At 72.6% G+C, this 25,238-nt stretch carries 20 protein-coding genes; 9 read left to right on the top strand and 11 right to left on the bottom strand.

Annotation, left to right across the window (positions count from 1 at the left end):
• Window positions 1-19: 19 nt before the first annotated feature.
• From ITJ55_RS11585 to ITJ55_RS11570, 4 genes are all read right to left on the bottom strand, one after another.
• Entirely contained in the window at window positions 20-934 is a 915-nt protein-coding gene (locus ITJ55_RS11585) for a TIGR03943 family protein (RefSeq protein WP_194595454.1), read from the bottom strand.
• Window positions 924-1,976, bottom strand: a complete 1,053-nt coding sequence (locus tag ITJ55_RS11580; protein ID WP_370544137.1) for a permease — start codon at window positions 1,974-1,976, stop codon at window positions 924-926. The genes ITJ55_RS11585 and ITJ55_RS11580 overlap by 11 nt, the downstream gene beginning before the upstream one ends.
• A complete protein-coding gene (locus tag ITJ55_RS11575) occupies window positions 1,973-2,725 on the bottom strand; it encodes a hypothetical protein (RefSeq protein ID WP_194595453.1) in 753 nt (250 codons plus the stop codon). Before ITJ55_RS11575 ends, ITJ55_RS11580 begins: the two co-directional genes overlap by 4 nt.
• 69 nt (window positions 2,726-2,794) lie before the next feature.
• Complete coding sequence (locus tag ITJ55_RS11570) at window positions 2,795-5,698, bottom strand: Rne/Rng family ribonuclease (RefSeq protein WP_194595452.1); 2,904 nt, start codon at window positions 5,696-5,698, stop codon at window positions 2,795-2,797.
• 144 nt (window positions 5,699-5,842) lie between these two features.
• Here ITJ55_RS11570 and ITJ55_RS11565 point away from each other — a divergent pair, with 144 nt between their 5' ends.
• The 3 genes from ITJ55_RS11565 (at window position 5,843) to ITJ55_RS11555 (ending at window position 7,811) form a co-directional block, all read left to right on the top strand.
• Window positions 5,843-6,025 carry a hypothetical protein gene (locus tag ITJ55_RS11565; RefSeq protein ID WP_194595451.1) on the top strand — a complete coding sequence of 61 codons (183 nt, stop codon included), beginning with the start codon at window positions 5,843-5,845 and terminating at the stop codon, window positions 6,023-6,025.
• Window positions 6,026-6,130: 105 nt separating this feature from the next.
• The gene (locus ITJ55_RS11560; protein WP_370544136.1) at window positions 6,131-6,760 is read left to right on the top strand and encodes a vitamin K epoxide reductase family protein; all 630 of its coding nucleotides are present in this window, start codon (window positions 6,131-6,133) and stop codon (window positions 6,758-6,760) included.
• Between the two features lie 127 nt (window positions 6,761-6,887).
• Window positions 6,888-7,811, top strand: coding sequence for a thioredoxin domain-containing protein (locus ITJ55_RS11555; protein WP_194595450.1), 924 nt, complete (start codon window positions 6,888-6,890; stop codon window positions 7,809-7,811).
• A 79-nt stretch (window positions 7,812-7,890) separates the two neighbouring features.
• On the opposite strand, the gene ndk is transcribed toward ITJ55_RS11555, so the two are convergent.
• The 4 genes from ndk to ileS form a co-directional block, all read right to left on the bottom strand.
• Window positions 7,891-8,307 (bottom strand): nucleoside-diphosphate kinase, encoded by a 417-nt coding sequence (ndk, locus tag ITJ55_RS11550; RefSeq protein WP_194595449.1) that lies wholly within the window; start codon window positions 8,305-8,307, stop codon window positions 7,891-7,893.
• 70 nt (window positions 8,308-8,377) lie between these two features.
• The gene (locus ITJ55_RS11545) at window positions 8,378-8,785 is read right to left on the bottom strand and encodes a DUF4233 domain-containing protein (protein ID WP_194595448.1); all 408 of its coding nucleotides are present in this window, start codon (window positions 8,783-8,785) and stop codon (window positions 8,378-8,380) included.
• A complete protein-coding gene (locus ITJ55_RS11540; RefSeq protein ID WP_194595447.1) occupies window positions 8,782-10,176 on the bottom strand; it encodes a folylpolyglutamate synthase/dihydrofolate synthase family protein in 1,395 nt (464 codons plus the stop codon). The genes ITJ55_RS11545 and ITJ55_RS11540 overlap by 4 nt, the downstream gene beginning before the upstream one ends.
• Window positions 10,173-13,466 carry an isoleucine--tRNA ligase gene (gene ileS, locus ITJ55_RS11535; protein WP_194595446.1) on the bottom strand — a complete coding sequence of 1,098 codons (3,294 nt, stop codon included), beginning with the start codon at window positions 13,464-13,466 and terminating at the stop codon, window positions 10,173-10,175. Before ileS ends, ITJ55_RS11540 begins: the two co-directional genes overlap by 4 nt.
• A gap of 324 nt (window positions 13,467-13,790) precedes the next feature.
• Here ileS and ITJ55_RS11530 point away from each other — a divergent pair, with 324 nt between their 5' ends.
• Entirely contained in the window at window positions 13,791-14,771 is a 981-nt protein-coding gene (locus ITJ55_RS11530) for a cation diffusion facilitator family transporter (protein ID WP_194595445.1), read from the top strand.
• 15 nt (window positions 14,772-14,786) lie between these two features.
• Here ITJ55_RS11530 and ITJ55_RS11525 read toward each other — a convergent pair whose 3' ends face one another.
• The gene (locus ITJ55_RS11525) at window positions 14,787-16,457 is read right to left on the bottom strand and encodes an LPXTG cell wall anchor domain-containing protein (RefSeq protein WP_194595444.1); all 1,671 of its coding nucleotides are present in this window, start codon (window positions 16,455-16,457) and stop codon (window positions 14,787-14,789) included.
• A 348-nt stretch (window positions 16,458-16,805) separates the two neighbouring features.
• Window positions 16,806-18,476 carry a hypothetical protein gene (locus ITJ55_RS11520; RefSeq protein ID WP_194595443.1) on the bottom strand — a complete coding sequence of 557 codons (1,671 nt, stop codon included), beginning with the start codon at window positions 18,474-18,476 and terminating at the stop codon, window positions 16,806-16,808.
• Between the two features lie 283 nt (window positions 18,477-18,759).
• Here ITJ55_RS11520 and ITJ55_RS11515 point away from each other — a divergent pair, with 283 nt between their 5' ends.
• Complete coding sequence (locus ITJ55_RS11515; RefSeq protein WP_370544135.1) at window positions 18,760-19,269, top strand: GtrA family protein; 510 nt, start codon at window positions 18,760-18,762, stop codon at window positions 19,267-19,269.
• Here the strand turns inward: ITJ55_RS11515 and ITJ55_RS11510 are convergent.
• A complete protein-coding gene (locus ITJ55_RS11510) occupies window positions 19,266-19,889 on the bottom strand; it encodes a TetR/AcrR family transcriptional regulator (protein ID WP_194595442.1) in 624 nt (207 codons plus the stop codon). The two genes, ITJ55_RS11515 and ITJ55_RS11510, sit on opposite strands and share 4 nt — an antisense overlap.
• Before the next feature lie 134 nt (window positions 19,890-20,023).
• On the opposite strand from ITJ55_RS11510, the gene ITJ55_RS11505 reads away from it, so the two are divergent.
• From ITJ55_RS11505 to ITJ55_RS11490, 4 genes are read left to right on the top strand one after another with little or no spacing between them, the layout of a single operon-like run.
• Window positions 20,024-21,661 (top strand): ABC transporter substrate-binding protein, encoded by a 1,638-nt coding sequence (locus ITJ55_RS11505; RefSeq protein WP_194595441.1) that lies wholly within the window; start codon window positions 20,024-20,026, stop codon window positions 21,659-21,661.
• Window positions 21,662-21,701: 40 nt separating this feature from the next.
• Window positions 21,702-22,616 (top strand): ABC transporter permease, encoded by a 915-nt coding sequence (locus ITJ55_RS11500; RefSeq protein WP_228498451.1) that lies wholly within the window; start codon window positions 21,702-21,704, stop codon window positions 22,614-22,616.
• Window positions 22,613-23,506 carry an ABC transporter permease gene (locus ITJ55_RS11495; RefSeq protein ID WP_370544134.1) on the top strand — a complete coding sequence of 298 codons (894 nt, stop codon included), beginning with the start codon at window positions 22,613-22,615 and terminating at the stop codon, window positions 23,504-23,506. Before ITJ55_RS11500 ends, ITJ55_RS11495 begins: the two co-directional genes overlap by 4 nt.
• Window positions 23,503-25,233: an ABC transporter ATP-binding protein gene (locus tag ITJ55_RS11490; protein ID WP_194595439.1), complete on the top strand. Its 1,731-nt coding sequence runs from the start codon at window positions 23,503-23,505 to the stop codon at window positions 25,231-25,233. Before ITJ55_RS11495 ends, ITJ55_RS11490 begins: the two co-directional genes overlap by 4 nt.
• The last annotated feature ends 5 nt before the right edge of the window (window positions 25,234-25,238 follow it).

The raw sequence follows: 25,238 nt of genomic DNA, 5'->3' as shown, positions 1-25,238 counted from the left end.
ACCCCGGCCCCGCCCGCCCTCAGTAGAGGTACGGGTCACTGGGCTGTCCCACGGTGGTGACGTCGTCGGGCACGAGTGCGATGGGGTCCTGACTCGAACTGCTGCGGTTCGTGTCGAAGCCGCCCGTGACCTCTACCCAGTCGTCGGCGGCGACCTGGTCCTGCCACCCGGGCAGGTACACCGGCACTCCGACCGGCTGGGCGTCGACGGCACAGCAGGTGACGACGAAGCGCGACACGTAGAACACGTCGTCGGGGTCGGCGTCCGACGGCGTCACGAACCCGACGACGTCGGCGGTCTTGCCCTGGTAGAAGGCGAGGTCGGTCGTCTGTCGCAAGAGACCGGCCCAGTCCAGGACGCTGAACGAGCGGTAGGCGTCCGAGGAGGCGCCGGTCGCGTCCGCCACGCTCGTCCGGTCGAGCGCCGCGGTCGACGAGTTCACGTCGCGCTGGCCGGCCGTGGCGCTGGTGAGGGTCGCCGGGGGCAGGGCGACGACGGCGATCGCCACGCCCGCGGTGACGACGACGCCTGCCGAGAAGGCGAGGCGTCGGAGGCCGACGGCCAGCGGGCGGCGGCGCCGAGGCCGCAGGCCGTCCTCGACCGCGGGCACCGTCGCGGCGTCCAGGCGGGCGTCGTGGCCGAGCCCGTCGTGGTCGTGCCCGTCGTGCCCGTCGTGGTCGTCGTGCCCGTCGTGGTCGTGCCCGTGGACGTCGTCGGCCCGGGCGGGCGAGAACGCGAGCGTGGCCAACGACAACGCCATGCCGACGACGATCATCACGACCGTGAAGACGTCGTAGCGCGGGTGGATGTACAGCACCAGCTGCCCGGTCGCGGCGAGCCAGAGGGTGGCGACGCCGACGACGAGCGTCAGCAGCACCCCCTGCCACCGGTCGAGCAGTCGGCGCCAGGGGCCGTGGGCGGGGCTAGGCGACATAGTTGACCACCAGTCCGATCGCGGCACTCGTGAGGGCCACCACGAGGGTGACCTGCCCGAGCACCTTGGGCGTGTAGGTCGTCCGCAGCAGGGCGAGCATCTTGACGTCGATGATCGGGCCGAAGACGAGGAAGGCGGCGATGCCGCCGGGCATGAAGGTGGACGCGAACGGCAGCACGAAGAACGCGTCGACGTTCGAGCAGATCGAGATGACGAAGGCCAGGACCATCATCGCCAGCACCGACCACACCGGGTTGTTTCCGAGGGTCACGAGCACGGACCGCGGCACGACGGTCTGGATCGCACCGGCGACGGCGGCACCGACGAAGAGCGCGGGCATCATGGTCGACATCTCGCGGCGGAACAGGTCGACGCTCTTGGCGGTGCGCCCACGGCCGTGCCCGTGCCCGTCGTCGACCCGGCACTCGGCCGCGAACGACGGCGTGAGCAGGCTCTCCTGGTTCGGGTGCTTGCTGAACAGCCAACCGATCAGGTTCGCGATGACGAACCCGCCGATCAACCGCGCCACCAGGATGCCGCCGTCCCACCCGAAGGCCTGGTGGGTCGTGATGATCGTGATCGGGTTGAGGATGGGCGCCGCGAGCAAGAACGTCATCGACTCCGAGACCGTGAAGCCCTTGAGGACGAGGCCGCGTGCGAGGGGCACGTTGCCGCACTCGCACACCGGCAGGAACATGCCGAGGAACGAGATGACGGCCCGTCGCGGCAGGCCGCGCTTCGGCAGCCACGACGAGAAGAACGCCTGCGGCAGCCACTCCTGGACGATGATCGACAGCACGATGCCGAGCAGCACGAACGGCATCGACTCGACGATGACGCTGATCGTGAGCGTGACGAAGTCCTGCAGGGCGTTCGGCAGCAGGCCCGGGCCGAGCAGCGGTGAGGCGAGCCGGACGGCCACGAGCAGCGCGAGCACCAGTCCCCCGGCGACGAGCAGGGGGACGCGAGACGGGGCCCGCCGCGCGCGACGGCCCGTGCCGTGCCCTGCGTGCTCGACGTGCTCCCGGACGGGAGCGCTCACCGGTCGTCCTCGCGCGACGGGGTCGGCGGGGCGAACCGCGACCAGTCGTCGGGTGCGGGGGCCGGGTGGGCCGGGACGACGGGGCGCTCGGGCGGTTCGACCGGGCGTGCGGGCCCACGACCCGCCGTCGGGACGACCCGTTCGGGCCGGGGGCCGTCGAAGGCGGGAGGCGCGGTGTCGTCGTCCGCGTCGGTCGCGTCGTCCACCGTGGCGTCGTCGGCGCGAGCTTCTCGTGCCACCGACCAGACCTCGTCACCGTCGCCTCCGCCGAGCCAGAGCCGCGCGAGGACGGCACCGGCCACGAGCAGGGCGGTGTCGACGATGCCCGCCGACAGCGGGATGGTGGTCAGGTAGAGCGCCAGGTTGACCCACGTGCCGCCGCTGATCGAGAGCACGATGCCCGGGACGATGCCGACGACCGCCAGGGCGACCGTGCCGACGCCACCCGCCACCGTCGCGTGGCGCACGACCGTCCGCAGGTCGGAGCGCGGCGTCAGCGGGCGCACGGCGACGAGCACGACGAACGAGGCCACGTAGAACGGGAAGGGGTAGAACGCGAAGCTGCCGAGGAACTGCCCGACGGGCGTCGCGACGAAACCACTGGGGAACGCCGTCACCGAGAACCCGACCGCGGAGCCGACGAGGGCGACGAGCCCCAGGGCGAAGCGGGCGATCAACACCACCACGAGGGCCGTGCCCGCCGAGAGCAGGCGCTCACGCCCTTCGGGCCCGGACACCGCGACGGACACAGCCCGGAGCCTCGACCGAAGGGTCGTGGTTCCGGGCTGGGTCAGGGTCACGAAGTCACCCTAGACGACTCACAGATCGTCGGAGCTGACCCCCACGCCGAGGATGAACGGGCCGGACTCGCCGGCCGTCGTCGGCTCGGCCGGAGCCGCCGCAGCCGTCGTGCCCTGGCTGGAGGCGCGGCGCGAGCGCGAACGCCCCTGACCGGGCTGCTTCGGCTCGGGCAGCGCACCCAGCACCGAGTCGAGCAGCTGCTCGGCGTCCTGGCTGCTGATGCGACGCGGCTCGCGACGGGTGGTCGCGACGGGGATGTCGAGGATCGCGACCGTCGCGTCCGGGGTCGAGACCGTGGCGGACGAGCGGCGACGCTCCGTGGTCTTCTCGACCCGCGCCTCCGTGGGCTCGGCGACGGGCTCGGCCTCGACTGCCGTCGGGGCGGGGCGCTCGGCCGCAGCCACCGCCGGGACCTCGACGACGGTCGCACCGGAGTCGGCCTCGGCTGCCTCGGCACCCGCCGCGTCGGCAGAGGTCTGCTCGCCGGTCGCGTCGCCGGCGTCGCGCTGGGCGCGAGACCCGCCGCGGCGGCCCTTGCGACCCGAGCGACCGCGTCGACCCTCGTCACCGGCGTCGCCGCCGGCCTCGGCGGCCGGCTCGGTCTTCGCCGCACCCGCGGCGGCGGCGTCGATGGCGGCCTCGACCGCGGCGGCGGCCTGGGTGGCCGCGTCACCGTCTTTCGCGCCGCCCTCTTCGGCGTGCGCGATGGTGCTCGCCGCGATGCGCGAAAGCGCGTTCTTCACGTCGTCGGTGATGGCGTGGGTGCCGGTCGTGGGGTGCGACCCGCCGGTCGGCGAGGCGGGACCACCACGGCCGGACTGGGGGCCCGTGCCCGCGCCCGAACCGGTGTTGTGGCCGTTGCCGCCCGACTTGCCGGGACCGCCGGCCTGACCACCGCGTCGACGGTCGCCCTGCTGGCCGCCCTTGCGGGGCTGCTGCTCTTGGACCCGTGCCGCGCTGCCCGCCTCGGAGAACGACTCGGCCAGGCCGAGTCCCAACTTCTTGCGGGTCATCTGGACGAGGCCGAGCGAGGTGACCTCGGCGACCTGGTGCTTGGTGCGGTCACGGCTGAGGCACTCGACCAGGCGGCGCAGGACGAGGTCGCGGTTCGACTCGAGCACCATGTCGATGAAGTCGACGACGATGATGCCGCCGATGTCGCGCAGGCGCAGCTGACGGACGATCTCTTCGGCCGCCTCGAGGTTGTTCTTGGTGACGGTCTCTTCGAGGTTGCCGCCCGAACCGACGAACTTGCCGGTGTTGACGTCGACGACCGTCATGGCCTCGGTGCGGTCGATGACGAGCGAGCCACCCGAGGGCAACCAGACCTTGCGGTCGAGCGCCTTCTCGATCTGCTCGTTCAGGCGGTACTCGTCGAACGCGTCCTTGTCGCCCTCGTAGCGCTTGACGCGGTCCATGAGGTCGGGGGCGACGGCCGACAGGTACGACTGCAGCGTCTCGAACGCCTCGTCGCCGTCGATGACCATCTCGTGGAAGTCCTCGTTGAAGACGTCGCGGACGATCTTGATCAACAGGTCGGGCTCGGAGTGCAGCTGGTTGGGGGCGTTGCCCGCGGCGACCTTCTTCTCGATGTCGGCCCACTGGTTGGTCAGGCGCTTGACGTCGAGGGTGAGCTGCTCTTCGGTCGCGCCCTCGGCCGCGGTGCGCACGATGACGCCGGTGTTCTCGGGCAGGGCCTCTTTGAGGATCTTCTTCAGGCGCGCACGCTCGGTGTCGGGCAGCTTGCGGCTGATGCCGTTCATCGACCCGTTGGGGACGTAGACGAGGTACCGGCCCGGCAGCGAGATCTGGCTGGTCAGGCGGGCGCCCTTGTGACCGACCGGGTCTTTCGTGACCTGGACGAGCACGCGGTCGCCGGGCTTCAGGGCCAGCTCGATGCGGCGCGGCTGGTTGCCGTTCGACAGGGAGTCCCAGTCGACCTCGCCCGAGTAGAGGACGGCGTTGCGGCCGCGTCCGATGTCGACGAAGGCGGCCTCCATGCTGGGCAGCACGTTCTGCACGCGACCGAGGTACACGTTGCCGATGAGCGAGACGTTCTGGGCCTTGGCGACGTAGTGCTCGGCGAGGGTGCCGTCTTCCATGACGCCGATCTCGATGCGGTCGCCCGACGAGCGGACGATCATCTTGCGGTCGACGCTCTCGCGGCGGGCGAGGAACTCGGCCTCGGTGATGACCGTGCGGCGGCGGCCGGCGTCACGGCCGTCGCGGCGGCGCTGCTTCTTGGCCTCGAGGCGCGTGGAGCCCTTGATGCGCTGCGGCTCGGTGATGAGCTCGGCCTGACGCGGCACACGGTCACGGTCGCGGCCCCGGGGCTCGGAGTCGCGCTCTTCGCGGTCCTGCGAGCGGCCGCGCTGACGACGTCGCGAGGCGGGCTGCTGCTCGCGGTCGTCGCGGTCGTCGCGCTCGTCGCGCTCGTCGTCGTCGCCCTCGCGGTCGTCGTCCCACGAGTCGTCGCGGTCGTACCGGTCGTCGCGGTCGTCCTGTCGGCGGCGACCGGGTCGAGCCGGGAGGACGGCGATCTCGGGGGCGTGGAAGATCAACGACGTCGTCGTCAGGTTCGCCGGGATCGGCGACGACGACTCGTCGGTGGCCGACCCGTCGGTCGGGGCCGGTGCGGCCGCCGCGGCGACGAACGCCTCGGCGACGGCGTCGGTGGCGCCCTGGTCGGTGGTCGGGGCCTGGGCCGCGACCTGCTCGTCGGTGGTCACGGTCTCGTGGGTCACGGGTGATGCCTCCTGGGCGTCGTCTGTCGTCCGGACGGGTGAAGGGAGTTCTCGTCGCTGCGCGTCGGGGGTCGTCGCCGGGGCGGCGTCGACCGCCGCCTGGCGAGCCCTGAGGCCTGCGAACAATCCCCTTCTCTTCTTCGGACGTCCGTCGTTGTCTGTGTTGTCGTTCACCACTTGCGGTGCGCTCCTCGCCCCGCCGAGGCCATGCCGTCGGCAGGAATTCTCGTGTCGTGGCCTGGCGGTGACGTCGCACCTGCCCCTGACCACCGCGCCCTCTCACGGCGCGCCTTGTCGGACACGTCACGTTCGGTCACCCGGGTGTCGACCGACCTGCGGTCGTCGCCCTCGATGTCGTTCGTCGACGTGCTGTTCTTCGTGTCGCCTTGCTGGTTCGGAACTGGCCATCCGACGATGAGCGCCTGCGCTCTGGCCCGGTTTCCGCTCGACCTGGTCGACACCACGATCTCTCGTGTGACGACGGCGGCCGGCACTGCCCGGTAAGCCTGGATCTCGGGGCCTGGGCCCCACGACTGGGTCGATTATCGCACGCCCGGGGCCACGCGGGGTCAAGCCGAGGTCGAGACGGCCCGTGCGATACTGCTGACCGTGACCCTCGAGACGCCTCGGGCCCTGACCCTGCCCACCGGCCGCACCCCGTTCGTCGCGGCCGTGCTGCTGATCGTCGCCGGTCTCGGCGGCCTGCTCGGGGCCTTCGCCCTGACGGTCGACAAGTTCCGGCTGCTCGAGAACCCGGGCGCGGCGCTCGGCTGCGACGTCAACCCGTTCGTGGGCTGCTCGCCGGTGATCAACAGCTGGCAGGCGTCGCTCTTCGGGTTCCCGAACCCCATCCTCGGCCTGGTCGGCTTCGCCGCCCCCGTCGCCGTGGGCCTGGGGCTGCTCGCCGGCGCCCGCTTCGCGCGCTGGTTCTGGTGGGCGTTCAACGCCGGACTGCTGCTCGCCTGGGTCTTCGTCACGTGGCTGTTCACCCAGACGGTGTTCGTCATCGGCGCCCTCTGCCCGTGGTGCATGCTCGTCTGGCTTTTCACCATCCCGCTCTTCTGGGTCTTCACGGTGTGGGCGGCCGCCCGGGGCGTGACCGTCGGCGAGGGCGGGCTGCAGCGGGCGGCGGCGAAGTTCCTGCCCTACTCGTGGGTGCTGCCGGTGCTCAACTACATCGTCGTCGCCACGACCATCGTGGTGGTGTTCCCGCTGCTGCTGCCGACGCTGTTCGGCTGAGCCGCGCCTCCCCTCGTCCCCGGCCGCACCCGACGTCGGACGCACGTCGCACCCAGGCCGTTCTCAGCAGAATCAAGGACGACCTCGACACCCTGGTCGGACGACCCCCGGACTACGACGAGGACTGATGACTCCACCCAGCGACTCCCCCGCCACCAAGAGAGAACGCCGCGAGGCGGCCCGAGAGAAGGCCCGCATCACCCGCGAGGCCGAGGCGCGGCGTCGGCGGCGAAACAAGTGGCTCGTCCAGGGCGGCCTCGTCGTCGGCGTCGTGGCGGTGCTCGCGATCGTGGGGCTCGTCATCTCGCAGTCGATCAAGCCGGCCGGCCCCGGGCCCGCCAACATGGCGAGCGACGGCCTGGTGCTCGAGGGGTCGAACGGGGCGGTCACGGCCGTGCCGAGCGGCGCCCTCGCGGCTGACGCGACCCCGACGCCCGCCCCCAGCGCCTCGGGCGACGTCCCGTCGATCGTGGTGTACCTCGACTACATGTGCCCGTACTGCGGCCAGTTCGACACGACGAACGCCGCCCAGCTCGAAGAGGCCGTCTCGAGCGGTGCCGCCACGCTGGCGATCCACCCCATCGGGTTCCTCGACAACGCCTCGCAGGGCAGCCGCTACTCGACCCGCGCCGCCAACGCCTTCGCCTGCGTCGCCGACTACGAGCCCGACAAGGCCCTCGACGTCAACACCGCCCTGTTCGCCCAGCAGCCCGAAGAGAACACGCGCGGCCTGACGAACGACGAACTCGTCACCCTGGTGCAGGGCGCCGGGGCGACCGACGACCAGATCGCCTCGTGCATCACGGGCGGCGACTTCGAGGACTGGGTCGCCTCGGCCACCCAGCGGGCCCTCAACGACCCCATCCCGAACTCGTCGCTGGCCAAGCTGTCGAGCACGCCGCTCGTCCTCGTGAACGGTCAGCAGTACCAGGGTTCGCTCACCGACGCGAGCGCCTTCGCCCAGTTCGTCGCCGAGGTCCAGGGCGGCCAGTCGACCGGTGACACCAGCACCGGCGAGACCGAGGGGTCGACGGCGACGCCGACCCCGTGACCGCGCGACCGGCGCGGACGACCGAGCCCGCGCCTCCTGATCGACTCAGGAGGCGCGGGCTCGGTCGGTCACGGCCGGTTCAGAACCAGAGGGCCAGCTCGCGCGTGGCGCTCTCGGGGCTGTCGCTGCCGTGGACGAGGTTCTGCTGCACCTTGAGGCCCCAGTCGCGGCCGAGGTCGCCACGGATCGTGCCGGGGGCGGCGGTCGTCGGGTCGGTCGTGCCGGCCAGCGAGCGGAAGCCCGCGATCACGGAGTCGCCGGCGATGCGCAGCGCGACGGTCGGGCCGCTCTGCATGAACTCGACGAGCGGCTCGTAGAAGGGCTTGCCGACGTGTTCTTCGTAGTGCTTCGCGAGCAGGTCGCGGTCGGCCTGCACGAGGCGGACGTCGACGAGCGAGTACCCCTTGGCCTCGATGCGGCGCAGGATCTCGCCGGTCAGGCCGCGGGCGACGCCGTCGGGCTTGACGAGGACGAGGGTTTCTTCGAGATCGGACATTGCTCCTCTTTCGGTGGGTGGCTGATGGCTCGCGGGCGGGTGCCCGGCGGGCTGGTGGTGCGGGGCGCGGTCAGGCCGCGTCGCCGGGCGTCTCGCGCAGCCGGGCCGCGTTCATGCGGTCGAGCTGCGTGCCCTTGACGAGGCAGTAGGTCCAGATGGCGACGAACAGGGCGGCCACGACGAACATGACCGGGTCGAGGAACCCGCACGCGACGAGACCGAGCTGCACGAGCCAGCCCAGGGCGACGCCCCAGCGCCAGCGCAGGGTCTGCGAGATCAGCAGCGTCAGCACGATGGCGCCGAGGCCGCAGCCCCAGGCCACGCCGGCGGGCAGCAGCTGCCGCCCGAACACGACGAGCGTGACGAAGAACAGGGTCATCGCCTCGAGCACCAGCACGATCGACAGCAGGCTCTCGACCGCACCCCGGCGGCGGCGCGGGGGCCGACCGGCCGCACCGGCGGGCGGCGCGGTGGTCACGACAGCCCCTCGGGCTGCTGCGACAACGCGATGACGTCGCCGACCAGCGTGATGGACCCCGTCACGACGATGCCGCCGGGCTCGTCTCCCTCGACCTCGTCGGCCAGGTCACGGGCGGTGCGGAGGGCGGCCACGAGGTCCGTCTCGACCACGACGCGGTCGGCCCCGACGACGCCCACCGCGATGGCGGCGAGCTCGTCGGCGTCGATCGACCGGTCGGACTGCGAACTGGTCACGACGAACTGGGTGACGGTCGGCGCCAGGGCACGGACGATGCCCGCGGCGTCCTTGTCGGCGAGCACGCCGAGCACCGCGATGACGCCCCCGAACTGGAAGTAGTCGTCGAGCGCCTTGGCGAGGGCACGGGCGCCGTGCGGGTTGTGCGCGGCGTCGACGAGGACGGTCGGCTCGTTCGCCACGATCTGCAGGCGTCCGGGCGAGGTCGCGCTCGCGAGGCCCTCGGCGAGCACCTCGTGGTCGAGCGGCTGCGAACCGCCGCCGAGGAAGGACTCGACCGCGGCGACGGCGACGGCCGCGTTCTGGGCCTGGTGGTCACCGAACTGCGGCAGCAGCAGGTCGTCGTAACGGCCCGCGAGCCCGCGGATCGTCACGACCTGTCCGCCGACGGCGACGGTCGTCGACTCGACGCCGAAGGCCGTGCCCTCGACGCTCAGCGACCCCTCGCTCAGCTCGACGGCGCGCTCGATCTCGGCCAGCGCCTCCGGCGTCTGCGAGGCCGAGACCACGGCCGCCGTCGGCTTGACGATGCCGGCCTTGGTCCGGGCGATCTCGGCCACGGTGGACCCGAGCCGGTTCTGGTGGTCGAGCGCGATCGGGGTGAAGACCGCGACCTGGCCGTCTGCGACGTTGGTGCTGTCCCACTCGCCGCCCATGCCGACCTCGAGCACGACGACGTCGGCGGGGGCGTCGGCGAAGCACGCGAACGCCAGCACCGTCAGGGCCTCGAAGAAGGTCAGCGCCGGTTCGCCCGACGCCTCGAGGTCGGTGTCGACCATCGTCAGGTAGGGCTGGATGTCGTCCCAGTTGGCGACCAGGCGCTCGTCGCTGATCGGTTCGCCGTCGACGACGATCCGCTCGTTCAGGCGCACCAGGTGCGGGCTCGTCATGAGCCCCGTTCGCAGACCGTGCGCCCGCAGGATGCTCTCGATCATGCGGCTCGTCGAGGTCTTGCCGTTCGTGCCCGTGAGGTGGATCACGGGGTACGCCCGCTGGGGGTCGCCGAGCAGCTCGACGGCCCGTCGGGTGGGCTCCAGTCGTGGCTGCGGCGCCTGCTCGCCGATGCGGGCGAGCAGCTCGTCGTAGACGCGACGGGCACCGTCGGCGAACTCGCCGCCGCCGTCGGCGGCCTGGTCGTCTCTCTTCGGGGTCATGCGCGTCGCACCTCCACGACGACGGCCGAGCCGGGGCCCGATCCGACGACGGTCTTCTCGGGCCGCTCGCCCACGCCCTCGCGGACGTCGACGGTCAGTTCGGTGGTCAGGGTCTCGCGAGAGATCAGCTCGCGGTGGGCCTCGACGGCCTCGGCCGCCGCGGCGTCGGTCGTCAGCGTCGTCGCGATGCGGTCGGACACGTCAAGGTCGGCGACCTTGCGGGCCTGCTGGACGGCCCGGACGACGTCTCGCGCCAGCCCCTCGGCCTCGAGCTCGGGCGTCGTCGACGTGTCGAGCAGCACGAAGCCTCCGTCACCCACGAACGACAGGGCACTCGACGAGTCGGCGACGGCGAGTTCGAGGCTGAACTCGCCCGGCAGCAGCTCGACGCCGCCGACGACGACGTTCTCGCCCGCGGGCTGCCAGTCGCCCTTCTTGGCCGCGGGGATGACCTGCTGCACCTGCTTGCCGATGCGCGGGCCGGCGGCGCGCGCGTTGACGGTGAGCTTGCGGGTGACCCCGTACTCGCCGAGGCTCTCTTCGGTGAGGCGGGTCACGACGACCTGCTTGACGTTGAGCTCGTCGCGCACGATGTCGGCGAACGCCTCGAGCCCGGCCGGGTCGGGCGTGACCACCGTGAGCTTCGCCAGGGGCAGACGCACGCGCAGGCCCTGGGCCTTGCGCAACGCGAGCCCGCTCGACGCGACGGCCCGCACGGCGTCCATCGCGTCGACGAGGGCGTCGTCGGCGGGGAACGCCGAGGCGTCGGGCCAGTCGGTGAGGTGGACCGAGCGCCCCCCGGTGAGACCCTTGTAGACCTCGTCCGCGACGAGCGGGGCGAGCGGAGCGGCGACCCGGGTGAGGGTCTCGAGCACCGTGAACAACGTGTCGAAGGCGTCGGGGTCGTCCCCCGACCAGAAGCGGTCACGCGACCGACGGACGTACCAGTTGGTCAGCACGTCGGCGAAGTCGCGCAGCGTCGCCGTCGCGAGGGGCGTGTCGAGGGCGTCCAGCGCCGCCTGCACGTCGGTGACCAGGAGGCGCGTCTTCGCGAGCAGGTAGCGGTCGAGGACGTCGCTCGAGTCGGTGCGCCACTGCGCGTCGTACCCCGCGGCGGCGTGGCGACCCGCGCCTCCTGAGGCGGCGTTGGCGTAGAGCGAGAAGAAGTACCAGGTGCTCCAGAGGGGCAACAGGAACTGCCGGACGCCCTCGCGGATGCCCTCTTCGGTGACGACGAGGTTGCCCCCGCGGATCACCGAGCTCGACATGAGGAACCAGCGCATGGCGTCGGCGCCGTCGCGGTCGAAGACCTCGCTGACGTCGGGGTAGTTGCGCAGGCTCTTCGACATCTTCTGGCCGTCGGAGCCGAGCACGATGCCGTGGCTGACGACGTTCGAGAAGGCCGGACGGTCGAACAGCGCGGTCGACAGGGTGTGCAGCGTGTAGAACCAGCCGCGGGTCTGACCGATGTACTCGACGATGAAGTCGGCGGGGCTGTGCTCGTCGAACCACTGCTGGTTCTCGAACGGGTAGTGCACCTGCGCGAACGGCATCGACCCGCTGTCGAACCAGACGTCGAGGACGTCCTCGATGCGGCGCATGGTGCTCCGCCCCGTCGGGTCGTCGGGGTTCGGCCGCGTCAGCTCGTCGATGAAGGGGCGGTGCAGGTCGGGCTGGCCCTCGGCGTTCGTCGGCAGGCGGCCGAAGTCGGCCTCCATCTCGGCGAGCGACCCGTAGACGTCGACGCGCGGGTAGGTGGGGTCGTCGCTCTTCCACACCGGGATCGGCGAACCCCAGAAGCGGTTGCGCGAGATCGACCAGTCGCGGGCGCCGGCCAGCCACTTGCCGAACTGGCCGTCTTTCACGTTGTCGGGCACCCAGTTGACCTGCTGGTTGAGGTCGACCATGCGGTCGCGGAACTCGGTGACGCGCACGAACCAGCTCGACACCGCCTTGTAGATCAACGGGTTGCGGCAGCGCCAGCAGTGCGGGTAGCTGTGCTCGTAGCTGGCGAGGCGCACCAGGCGGCCGTCGGCTCGCAGGCGCTGCACGAGGGTCTTGTTGGCGTCGAACACCTGCACACCGGCGACGCCCAGCTCGTCGAACATCGGCAGGAAGCGCCCGCCGTCGTCGACCGAGACGATCACGGGGATGCCGGCGGCCGCGCAGACCAGCTGGTCGTCCTCACCGTAGGCCGGGGCCTGGTGGACGATGCCGGTGCCCTCGCCCGTGGCCACGTAGTCGGCGACGAGCACGCGCCAGGCGTTCTCGGTGCCCCAGGCCTCGGTGTCGGCGTAGACGTCCCAGATGCGGTCGTACTCGACGCCCTCGAGCTCGGCCCCGGTGAACGTCGCGGTCACCGCGGCCTCGGCGGCCTCGGGCGAGTCGTAGCCGAGGTCGCGGGCGTAGGCGGCGAGCGTGTCGGCCGCGAGCAGGAACACGCTGCCGGTCAGCAGCTCTTGGTCGCCGGTGCGCTCGCCGGGCAGCAGGGCGTGCGGCACGGCGACGTACTCGATGCCCGGGCCCACGGCGAGCGCCAGGTTGGTGGGCAGGGTCCAGGGGGTGGTGGTCCAGGCGAGTGCCTCGACGCCCGTCAGGCCGAGGGCCTCGGCCTTCGCGCCGACCAGCGGGAACGCCACGGTGACGGTCTGGTCCTGACGCGTCTTGTAGACGTCGTCGTCCATGCGCAGCTCGTGGGTCGACAGGGGGGTCTGGTCGTGCCAGCAGTAGGGCAGCACCCGGAAGCCCTCGTAGGCGAGGCCCTTGTCGTGCAGCTGCTTGAAGGCCCAGACGACGCTCTCCATGTAGTCGACGTCGAGGGTCTTGTAGTCGTTCTCGAAGTCGACCCAGCGGGCCTGGCGGGTGACGTACCGCTGCCACTCGTCGGTGTACTGCAGCACCGACCGACGCGCGGCGGCGTTGAACACGTCGATGCCCATGTCGACGATCTCGTGCTTCTCGGTCAGGCCGAGCTGGCGCATGGCCTCGAGTTCGGCGGGCAGCCCGTGGGTGTCCCAGCCGAAGCGTCGGTGCACCTGCTTGCCGCGCATCGTCTGGTACCGGGGGAAGACGTCCTTCGCGTAGCCGGTCAGCAGGTGGCCGTAGTGCGGCAGTCCGTTGGCGAACGGCGGGCCGTCGTAGAAGACCCACTCGGGGCACCCCTCGCGGGCACGGATCGACTCGGCGAAGGTGTCGTCGTGCTTCCAGAAGGCGAGCACGCCGGTCTCGATGTCGGGGAATCGCGGCGAGGCGGGGACGCCGGTGGCGTCGGAACCCTTGGGGTAGGTCATCGGTTCTCCAGGTCGTGCGGTGGGTCGCCCCCGCTGCACTCGCCGAGGGACCTTCTGACCACGAGGACGCCGTCCGGGTGCGTGACCCGGGGGCGCGGTACCACCCCGCTTGCCACCGCCCCGCCCTCTCGGACGGTGACCGTGACCGCTCTGCTCCGGCTGTGACGGGCCTGCCCCGCCCGGTTCTACCGACGACCACCGGGCCGTGGCCCGCCGGTCGCTTTCTTCCGGGTGCTCCCCGGTGATGGCCGGATCGATGCGTGGTCGATCCTACCGTCAGAGCCGAGGAGGCGCGAGGCCGTCCCGAGGAGCAGGATCGAGGCCATGTCCTCCACCCCGTCCGCATCGCCGGCCAAGCCCGAGAGCACGGTCACCGTGATCGTGGCGTTCCTCGCCAACCTGCTGATCGCCGTCGCGAAGACGGTCGCCGCCTTCCTGACGGGGTCGGCCTCGATGGTCGCCGAGTCGGCGCACTCGTGGGCCGACACGGGCAACGAGATCTTCCTCTTCATCGCCGACAAGCGCGGGGTCAAGCGCCGCGACGACGCCCACCCGCTGGGCTACGGCAAAGAGACCTACGTCTGGTCGATGTTCGCGGCCTTCGGCCTCTTCACCGTGGGCGCCGTCGTCTCGATCCAGCACGGCATCTCGCAGCTCACCGCGGAGGAAGAGGCCGAGAACTACCTGATCAACTACGTCGTGCTCGCGATCGCGTTCGTCCTCGAGGGCACGTCCTTCCTGCAGGCCTTCCGTCAGGCCAGGGGCTCGGCCCGCGAGCGGCGCACACCGACCCTGCGCTTCGTCCTGCGCAGCTCGAACTCGACCCTGCGAGCCGTCTTCGCCGAGGACGCGGCCGCCCTGGTCGGACTGCTCATCGCGTTCCTCGGCATCTTCCTGCACCAGATCACCGGGTCGGCGGTGTTCGACGCGATCGGGTCGATCGCCGTCGGCGTGCTGCTCGGCGTCGTGGCCCTCGTGCTGGTCGACCGCAACCGCAGGTTCCTCGTCGGCGAGAGCCCGTCGGACGAACTCGAGTCGACGGTCCTCGCGCGCCTCCTCGCCCGCCCCGAGATCGCTCGCGTGACGTACCTGCACACCGAGTTCGTGGGTCCCGGCCGGCTCTACCTGGTCGCCGCGGTCGACATGACCGGCAACGATCGCGAGGAGCACGTCGCCGTGGCGCTCCGTCGGGTCGAGCGAGAGCTCGAGGACCACGACGCCGTCGAAGAAGCCGTGCTCACCCTCGCCACGCCGGACGAGCCGAGCCTGACGCCCGCGAAGGCGTCCGACCCGGCTCGTCGCTGACGGCCGCGCTGCGGATCAGCCCCGGGAGGCGCGGCGCCGCGTGACGAGGACGGTCGCCGCCCCTAGTCCCACGAGCACCAGCCCGGCGAGACCCGCCCAGGGCGTGGTCTCGGACGTCCCGGTGTAGGCCAGGGCCGTGGCGTTCGTCGCGGCTCGGACCGGCAGCCCCGAACCCGGCACCGTCACGACGGGCGTCGCGCCGGGGCCGCCCGCGCCGGCAGGCACCGCGGTCGGCGCACCGACCGAGTAGCCCACCGTGTCCGCGCCGGCCGAGAACACCGGCACGGTGAAGGCCGGGTCGTACTGGACCGCGGTGAAGACGTAGTCCCCCGGCAGCTGGGAGCCGAAGATCGCCCACGTCCCGTCCTGACCGACCACGATCGGGAAGTCGTACGGCGGGAGGGGGGTGTCCCCGACCGTCGCGAGGAACTGGTCCACCTCGGCCCGCGTGCCGGAGAAGGGCACCAGGACGGCCCCGGGCTCCCCGGTGCCCTCGAAGACCGTGTCGACGTACCCGGGCGTCACGTCGGACGCCTGCTCGAACCGGTGGCCCTCACGGGGCGACAGGACGACGGGCGCAGCGAGGCGGTCGCGGACCTCGACGACGAACGTCCCGCTCACGACGTTCGGCGACGTAAGCACCGTGACCGCGTCGACCACGAGGTCCTGGATCGCACCGAGCTCCCAGGTCCCGACGGGCACCCGGACGGTGGCGGACCACCGGCCGGCACCGTCGACCGGGACCGATCCGTCGTAGTCGAGGTCGGTCCCGTCCGCGGCGACGGCCGCCAGTCGCACGCTGGCGCCCGGCTCGCCGCCCCCGGTCACGGTGACGGCGGCCCCTGCTCCCCCGACGGACGCGAACCGGTCACCGGTCACCGGTCCGTCGAGCGTGGGTGCCGGGAGCGTCACGGCGACGGCCCAGAACTCGACCGGCGTCGACGCGGGCGATTCCTCGCTCGCGCGCTCACCGGCGGGGTCGACGAGGTGCTGCGTCGTCACGACGGACCAGTCGCCGCTCGCCAACCGCGTGGTCGACGTCCAGCGACCCGTCGCATCGGTTGCCACCGTGATCGGCCCGGCCGAGGCACCGTCCACCTCGAGGCGTTCGAAGGTGATCGTGACGACGGCGCTCGGGGCGGCGGTCCCCGCGACCGTCACGGGGAGCGTGGACCCCTGGGCTCCCTCGGCCGTCGAGACCGAGACGAAGGCGTCGGGTGCCGGAGACTCCACGACGGGGGCGGCCGGTGCGACGACCGCTGCCGGGTCGTCGGCCTCCGCGTCGTCCTCCTCGCCCGGTGCGGGTGCCTCGACCGCCGGTGCCGGCGCGTCCTCCGACGGTGCGGGCACCTCCTCGGCGGGTGTGGCCTCGACGGGCGCCGCGTCCTCCGACCCGGTCGCGGAGGGTTCCGGCTCGGCCCCAGCCGCGTCGCCGTCGGCGTCGGAGGTCGGCGGAGCGAGGTCGGGTCCTCCTCCGTCGACCTCGACGACGTCGGTCCCCGCGCCGAGCGCCGGGGATGCGTCCCCGGCGGTCCCCGACGGAGAGACGCCCTGCGGAGCAGAGCCGTCCCCGTCGGACGCGGGGGCCGGTCCGGCGAACGCGGACTGCCCGGTCAGGGCGATGCCCCCCAGGGCGATGACGATGGCCGTCGACAGCGCGGTGGCGGTCGACACGGTCTTCTTCATGAGTGTTGTCCTCTTCAGTGAGTCAGGGTGGGCCGGTCACCCTGACCCACCCCGGGGCGACCGGCCGTCGTCCCGGCGACCGGTCCGACGCCTCCGACGCTAGCGACTGATGGCGACGAATCCTCACGCCGTGACCGGTCCGTGACCGAAGGTCATCCGGAGGGGTGACACCCCCTCGTCCTCCGGGCGGCGCGACCCTGCCGGCGCTCCTCCTCGAGGCACGTCATGACGCGCCCTCCGGCGTTATCCCGGGCCGTGGCACCGACGCCGCCACCGACGACGAACCGGGCCCGTCACCCCTCGAGGTGTCGGGCCCGGCTCGTGTCGGACGCGGGTCGGTGCCCGGGGTCAGCCCCGGGAGGCGCGGCGCCGCGAGACGACGACTGCCGCCGCCCCGAGACCCACCAGCAGCATGCCGGCCAGCCCCGCGAGCGGTGCCGACTCCGACGACCCCGTGTAGGCCAGCGACGTCGGGGCCGTGCCCTGCACGGTCGTCGACGCGGCGGTCACCACCGGAGCACCCAGCGTGAAGGTCACCGGGACGCTGGCGTCCGAGATCAGCTCGACACCCAGCCGGTCGTCGAGCTGGAAGGCGGCGAACGACCAGGTGCCGGGCCGCAATGAGGCGGTCGTGCTCCAACCGCCGTCCGGTCGGACGACGACCGGGTCCACGCCGGCCGAGGGGCGCTCCACCTCGGTGACCGGGATGTCTCCGCGGAGGGCCGCGGCGTACCGTTCTATGGCGCTCGTCCCGTCGTCGAAGAAGCCGTAGAGCGCGATGGACGCCCCCGGCGTGCCGGTGCCCGTGATGTCGAACTCGAAGTAGCCCTCGGCACCGGGCCGCTGGTCCGGTCGTCCCGTGATCGTCGCCCCGGCGCCCGGCGAGGTGACCACCGGTGCGTCCACGATGCCCGCCTCACTCGGCAGGACGGTGATGAGGGGCGAGAGGTTGGCTGCCGAGGACGCCGACGTGATGCCGGGGTGCGTGGGATACGCCTCGAGGTCGACCTGCTTCGCCGCGATGCGCCAGACGCCCACGGGAACCGACAGCTCGGTCGCGAAGCCACCGTCGCGGAACTCGTCCGCGACGACGGGTGCGAGGGCCCTCGTGCCGTCCTCGCTGACGAGGGTCAGCTCGGCCCGGTACAGCGTGCCGGTCGAACCGGTCGTGAACACGGTCGCCCGCTCTTCTCCATCGACCTCCGTGTCGGCGAAGTAGACCTCGTCGCCGGCCTGGTCGACCACGGCCCACTGCGGCAACACCTGTGCGATCGCCTCGAAGCGCGTCACGGACGACTCGGCCGAGGGGTCGCTGTCGGCGACTCCGTTGGCGTCGAGTGAGCGCTGCGTGGCCGTGGCCGCCCACCGACCGCCCTCGAAGCCGACGGTGACCGTCCAGGTGCCGTCCGACCCGACCACGGTGGTCACGTCCGCCTCGGTGGAGACGTCGGCCGCGGCGTCGTCGCGGACGAACGACAGGGTCACTTCGGCACCCGGCTGCCCGGTGCCCGCGAGGGCGACGGGCACGTCGCCCTCGGTCGCTCCGTCCGCGGCCGTCACCTCGAGCGACTGCCCGTCGGTCGGCGACGAGATGGCCGGGGCGGCCGGCGCCGCCACGCGCGCTGCCGCCGGCACGGCCTCGGCCGTCGGGCCGGTGGTGGCCGTCGCGGGCACCTCGGGCGACGGGTCCGCCTCGACCTCGACCGCGCCACCGGTCACGTCTCCGGCGTCGTCCGCCGTTCCGGCGTCGTCCGCCGTTCCCTCGTCAGCGTCGGCGTCGGCCGACGGAGTCGTCCCGGCCGCAGGCGCCTCATCGGCGCTCGACGCGTCACCGGTCGTCGCGTCGGATTCCGTCGCCTCACCGCCCGTCGGCTCGTCGAGCCCGGCCGGAGACGCTCCGGACTCCTGTCCGAGCGGCGCCGGGGCCGCGAGCGCGGTCTGTCCGCTCAGGGCGACGCCCCCCAGGGCGATGGCGATGGCCGTCGACAACGCGGCGGCGCTCGACACGGTCTTCTTCATGAGTGGCTTCCTCTTCGTGAGTCAGAGAGGACCGGCCGCCCCGACCCACCCCGGACGCCCGATCGTCGACCCGGTGATCCGAACCGACGAGTTCGACGCTATCGACTCGTGCCGAGCTTTTCTCACGCCGTGTCCACTTCGTTGCGCGAGGTCATCCGCTGTGATGAGCGCGCCTCCTCCGACCGGCGACCCGGTCGCGCCCGCTGCTCGTCCTGCGGGTGAACCATGACGCGCTCCTCGTCGTTCGCAGGCGTTTCATGGCCCCCTCGGATACCGTGAGGAGGTGCATGCAGTCATCAAGCTCGTGAGAGAGCATCCCTCCGCGGCGAGGTTCCTCGTCGTCGGGGGAATCGGCTTCGTGATCACCATGGTGATCAACTACGGGCTCAAGCTGTTCGTCATCCCCCAGCACCCGGTCACCGCCCTCGCCCTGGGCATCGTCGTCGCGACGATCGTCTCGTACTGGATGAACAAGAAGTGGTCCTTCGACGACCGCGGCGAGCGGCACACCGCCCACGAGATGCTGCTCTTCGTCGCCGTCAGCGTCATCGGCGTCGCGATCAACTCGGCACCCCTGTACCTGTCGCGCTACGGCTTCGGTCTCGAGGTGCCGAACGTCACGCGGACCACGCAAGAGATCGCCGACTTCGTCAGCGGTCCGATCATCGGCACCCTGCTCGCCATGGTGTTCCGGTACTGGGCCATGAACAAGTGGGTCTTCCCGAAGCGGGCCGAGATCGTCGACGTCCTCTCGCCGACGTCGCCGTCCACGTCACCCACCCCGACCGTCTAGGCCGGGCGCGCCTCCAGCCCGTCGGCGACGGGCCCGACGGCCGCGGCCACGACGGGACCCAGGTCGCCCCGCGTCACCCCGGCCCTGGCCCACGTCGCGACGGCTGCCGACGCCGCGGCGACGAGGGTCGAGCCGACGACCTGGGCAGAGAGGTCCGACCGGTCACGTCCCGTGCGCTCGGCGACGTACGACGCGACGACGGCCTGCTGCCGGACGAAGCGGACCGCCGCGGACGCGACGAGGTCGTCCCCGAGGGCCATGGCCTCGGACTGGGTCAGCGCCCAGGGCACCCGCTCGGGGTCGTGCGCCTCGGCGAGCGCCACGAGCGCCGCCTCGACGGCGCGCACCGGCGAGAGCGACGAGGAGGCGCGCAGCAGCTCGTCGAGGCCGGCCAGGCTCTGGTCGAGGTCCAGCCAGAAGAGGTCGGACTTCGCCTCGAAGTAGTTGAAGAAGGTCCCGCGGCTGACGCCGGCCCGCCGCGCGATGTCGTCGACGGTCGTGCGGCCGTAGCCGTTCTCGAGGAAGAGCTCGGCGGCCGCGTCGGCCAGCATCTCGGCGGACGACCGTCGCGGTCGTCCGACGGGACGCCTGGGGCGGGTCGGACCTGGGCCATCGGACATGGAGACCATCATGCCGCTAGACTCGACGGCGCACTTGTTGCACCCGGTCCAGCAATGCCGACTTCCCGGTCGGCCCGGCCGACCGCTCCCGACCTCCCCCTCCCCACGCACCGCCCCCTCACGCCCGGAGCCCCATGCGCAGTCGCCTGCCCGCCTTGATCGCCGCCACCGCCGTCGCGAGCCTCGTGCTCGCCGGGTGCACCAGCGGCGGCGATCCCGTCGCCTCGTCCACCCCGGTCTCGGGCGGCACGCTCACCTACGCGTCGGGCGACGCCGAGCCCACCTGCCTCGACCCGCACGTCGGCGGCAACTACCCCCAGGCGCTCGTGTCGACCCAGTACCTCGAATCACTCGTCTCGAAGGACGCGAACGGCGACGTCGTGCCGTGGCTCGCCGACTCGTGGCAAGAGGGCGACGACGGCCTCAGCTGGACCTTCACGCTGAAGCAGGGCGTCACCTTCACCGACGGCACCCCGTTCGACGCCGCCGCGGTGGCCGCCAACGTGGCCCACCTGCAAGACCCCACGACCCTGTCGTCGACGGGGTACCTCGCCCTCGGCAAGGTCACGGGCGTCGAGGCGGTCGACGACCGGACGGCCCGTTTCGACTTGAGCGCGCCCGACAGCGCCCTGCTCGAGTCGCTGTCGCAGCCGTGGCTCGCCATGGAATCCCCCGAAGCCCTGACCCGGACGCAAGAGGTCAACTGCGAGTCGCCGGTCGGCACGGGGCCGTTCATGGTCGACTCGTGGACGAAGCAGCAGCAGGTCGTGCTCACCCGCAACGACGACTACACCTCCCCCCCGGCCGACGCAGGGCACCAGGGCCCGGCCTACCTCGACGAGATCGTCTGGCGCTTCATCCCCGACTCGGCCTCGCGCTACGCCGCCCTCCAGGCCGGCCAAGTCGACGCGATTGACAACGCGCAGCCCGACACCCTCGTCGCCGCGGCGAAGGACGACTCCCTCGACGAGATCGACGCCCCGCGTCCCGGCGCCTCCAACCGCATCGAGCTGAACGCCGGCAAGGCACCGTTCGACGACCCGGCCGTCCGCGAGGCGTTCATCCGCGGCGTCGACGTCGACTCCGGCATCGACTCGCTCTTCTTCGGCACGGCCGACCGGTCGTACAGCCCGCTGTCGAGCGTCGAGCCCCTGGCGTTCTCGGACGAGTCGCTCTTCGACGTCGACGCCGGCGCCGCGAACGACCTGCTCGACCAGGCCGGGTGGACGACGCGCGACTCGGACGGCTACCGCACCAAGGACGGCGTGCGCCTCGCCGCGACGTTCCCGGTGAGCACGAACCAGTCGATCCCCGCCGAGCAGTCCCTGTTCGAGCAGGTGCAGGCCGGGGCGAAGGACCTCGGCTTCGACGTCACCCTCGAACCCCTCGACCTGTCGAGCTGGTACGGGGCCCTCGCCGCGAACGAGTACGACCTGGTCAGCGCGCCGTACACGAAGGTCGGGCCCGACGTCCTCCGCATCCTCTACGACAGCGCCGGCATCACCCCGGCTCCGAGCGGCTACTTCGCCAACCTGTCGCAGACCGACGACCCGACCCTCGACGACCTGCTGACCCGCGCCTCCGAGACGAGCGACGCCGACGAACGGGCCGACCTCTACCAGCAGGCACAGCAGACGATCCTCGAGGGGTGGCACGTGCTGCCGCTCTACGACCAGCAGAACCACTACCTCGTGCGCTCGGCCGTCCAGGGGGTCCGCGCCCTGCCGACGGTCCAGGCCCCGACGATGTACGACGCCTACCGGGCGAGCTGACCGGGTGCGTCCGGGGCGCTGGCGACGGGCCGGGCGGTGGCTGGTGGGCCGCCTGCTGGGTGCCGTCTTCGTGCTCTGGGCGGTCGCGACGCTGATCTTCTTCGCCATCCGCCTCGTGCCGGGCGACCCCGCCGAGGCGATCCTCGGCGGGCCCGGGTCGCAGGCGTCGGCCGAGGCGCTCGACACGGTGCGCCGTCAGTACGGCCTCGACCAGCCGCTGCTCGTGCAGTACCTCGCCCAGCTCGGCAGGCTCGCGACGGGCGACCTCGGCACCTCGTACTCGCTGCGCACCGACGTCGGCCGGCTGCTGCTCGAGCAGCTGCCCGGCACGATCGGCCTCGCGCTGCTGTCGCTCGTCGTGGCCTGGCTGCTGGCGATCGGCACGGCCTGGTGGGCGACCCTCGGCGGCCGGGTCGCCGCGACGGTGTCGTCCGGGCTCGAGGTCGTCGCCTCGGCGGTGCCGCACTTCTGGCTGGCCAGCCTGTTGATCCTCGTCTTCAGCACCGAGCTCGGCCTGCTGCCCCCGGTGAGCACGGGCACGCCCGCCGGGCTCGTGCTGCCGGTCGTCACGCTGGCGATCCCCGTCGCCGGGTTCCTCGGGCAGGTCACCCGCGACTCGCTGCTGGACGCGGCCGCGACGCCGTTCACGGTCTCGGCGCGGGCGCGGGGCGAGAGCCCGTCGGGGCTGTTCGCCCGACATCTGCTGCGCCACGCGGCCCTGCCCGGGCTCGCCCTGTCGGGCTGGGCGTTCGGCTCGCTGCTGAGCGGCGCCGTCGTCGTCGAGTCGGTGTTCGCCCGCCCGGGGCTCGGCCGCACCCTGCTCGGGGCCGTCACGCTGCGCGACATCCCCCTCGTCACCGGCGTCGCCCTGGTCTCGGCCCTGGCCTACGTCGTGGTCGTCGCGCTCGGCGACCTGGCCGAGCGGGCCGTCGACCCGAGGGGGCGTGCGACGTGACCGCGCTGCCCGACCTGCCCCGGGGTGGCGAGGCGACCCGCGCCTCCTCGTCCCGCGCCCGGCGACGCCCGCCGCTCGGCGCGGCCGAGACGGTCGCCGCGGCCGTCCTGCTGCTCGTCGTGGCGATGGCCGTCGCGCCCGGCCTGCTGGCCCCCGGCGACCCGCTGGCCGTGTCGCCGGTCGACGCCTTCGCCGCCCCGTCGCTCGCGCACCCCTTCGGCACCGACGAGTCCGGGCGGGGCGTGTGGACCCGCGTCGTGCACGGGGCCGGCGCGTCGCTCACCATCGGACTGGTCGCCACGGTGATCGGCACCGGTCTCGGCGTCGCGCTCGGGGTGCTGGCCGGTCTCGGAGGTCGCGGCCGGGCGGGGCGGGCGACCGACGCGGGCGTCAGCCGGGTGCTCGAGGTGCTCTTCGCCCTGCCCGGCCTGCTGCTCGCACTCGTCGTGATCGCGTTCACCGGGCCCGGGGCCGTGCCCGCGACGATCGCCGTCGGTCTCGCGACGGCGCCCGGGTACGCCCGCATCGTCCGCAGCCAGGTGGCGGCCGTCCGCCGGTCGCCGATGGTCGAGGCCGCGACCGTGCTCGGCCGCCGACCCGCCGTCGTGCTGGTGCGTCACGTGCTGCCGAACGCGCTGGCGCCGGTGGTCGTGCTCGCCACGCTGGGCCTCGGGCAAGCCGTCGTCTGGGCGTCGTCGCTGAGCTACCTGGGGCTCGGGTCGCCTCCGCCGGCGCCCGAGTGGGGAGCCATGCTGTCGGCCGGGCGCACCTACCTCGCGGTCGCCTGGTGGATGACCGTCTTCCCCGGCCTCGCCGTCGTCGTGACGGCCGCGGCGGCGACCGTGCTGGGTCGCGGTCTCGCCCGACGCGGGCAGGGGGGACGACCGTGAACGCGACCGCCTCGGGGCCCGGGGCCCCGCGCGGCGACGACCGCCGCGCCTCCTCGGACGACCTCGTCGTCGACCATCTGCACGTCGCGTTCGACGGGGTCACGGCCGTCGACGACGTGTCGTTCTCGCTGCGCCCCGGCGAGTGCGTGGCGCTCGTCGGCGAGTCCGGCTCGGGCAAGAGCGTGACCGCCCGGGCCCTGCTGGGGTTGACCGGCGGCACGGTCACGGCCGAGGCACTCCGACTCGGCGGCGACGACCTGCTGACGCTGACCGAGCGTCGGTGGCGACGGCTGCGCGGCCCGCGCGTCGGGCTCGTGCTGCAGGACGCCCTGGTCTCGCTCGACCCGCTGCGTCCGGTCGGGCGCGAGATCGACGACGCCCTGCGGTTGCACACCCGCCTGTCGCCGGCCGAGCGCCGGGCCCGCGTGCTCGAGGTGCTCACCGAGGTGGGCATGCCCGACCCGGAGGCACGACGGGCGCTCCGGTCGGGCGAGCTGTCGGGCGGCCTCCGCCAGCGGGCCCTCATCGCGGCGGCGCTCGCCCTGCGACCCGGGCTGATCGTGGCCGACGAGCCCACGACCGCGCTCGACTCCGAGGTGCAGCGCGTCGTCGTCGACCGACTCGCCGCCCTGCGCGACGGCGGGACGGCCGTCCTCGCGATCAGTCACGACCTCGGCGTCGTCCGTCGCCTGGCCGACCGCGTCGTCGTCATGCGCGACGGGCGGGTGGTCGAACAGGGCCCCACGGCCGCCGTGCTCGACGCCCCGCGGGCCGACTACACGCGCATGCTCGTGGCGGCGCTGCCCGGGGGTGCGCCGCGAGGCCGGCGCCTGTCCGTCTCCACGGCCCCCGAGTGCCCGCCGGCAGGAGGCGCGCTCGGGTCCGCGACGCCGGTCGCGTCCGTCGCACCCCCGGCAGGAGGCGCGAACGGTTCGATCGCGCCCGTCGCCTCGGCGGCTCCCCCGGCCGAGGCCGTCCTCGTCGCGAGCGGTCTGCGACGGGTCTTCCCGGCTCGCCGGGGCCCCGACCGGGTCGCCGTCGACGACGTCTCGCTCTCGCTGCAGGCGGGCGAGACCCTCGGCCTCGTCGGCGCCTCGGGCTCGGGCAAGACCACGACGGCCCGCCTGTTGCTCGGCCTCGACGATCCCGACGCCGGGACGGTCGAGCTGCTCGGAGCCCCCTGGGCCCCGGCCCGCGAGCGCGACCGACGTCCTCGCCGGGGCGATCTCGGTGCGATCTACCAAGACCCTTCGAGTTCGTTCGATCCGCGCTTCACCGTGGGCAGGCTGCTCGCCGACGCCCTGACGGCCGGTCGTCAGACGCGCCTCCGGCCGGTCGAGGCCGAGGTCGTCGCCCTGCTGGGCCGGGTCGGGCTCGCGGCCGACACCGCCACGCGCCGACCCGACACGTTGTCGGGCGGCCAACGGCAGCGGGTCGCGATCGCCCGGGCGCTCGCCCCCCGGCCCCGCGTGATCGTCTGCGACGAACCCGTCTCGGCGCTCGACGTCTCGGTGCAGGCCCAGGTGCTCGACCTGCTCGACGAGCTGCAACGCCAGGACACGCTCGCCTACGTGTTCATCTCGCACGACCTGGACGTCGTCGAGCACATGTCCGACCGGGTGGCCGTCATGCACGAGGGCCGGATCGTCGAGCAGGGTCGCACGGCCGACGTCTTCGGCCGCCCACGGCACGCACACACCCGGGCACTGCTCGCCGCGCGCCCCTGAACGAC

The organism is Frigoribacterium sp. VKM Ac-1396 (assembly GCF_015350895.1).
Taxonomy (GTDB): domain Bacteria; phylum Actinomycetota; class Actinomycetes; order Actinomycetales; family Microbacteriaceae; genus Frigoribacterium.
The sequence above is the reverse complement of the archived record's forward strand: the minus strand, read 5'-3'. Positions and strand labels throughout refer to the sequence as shown.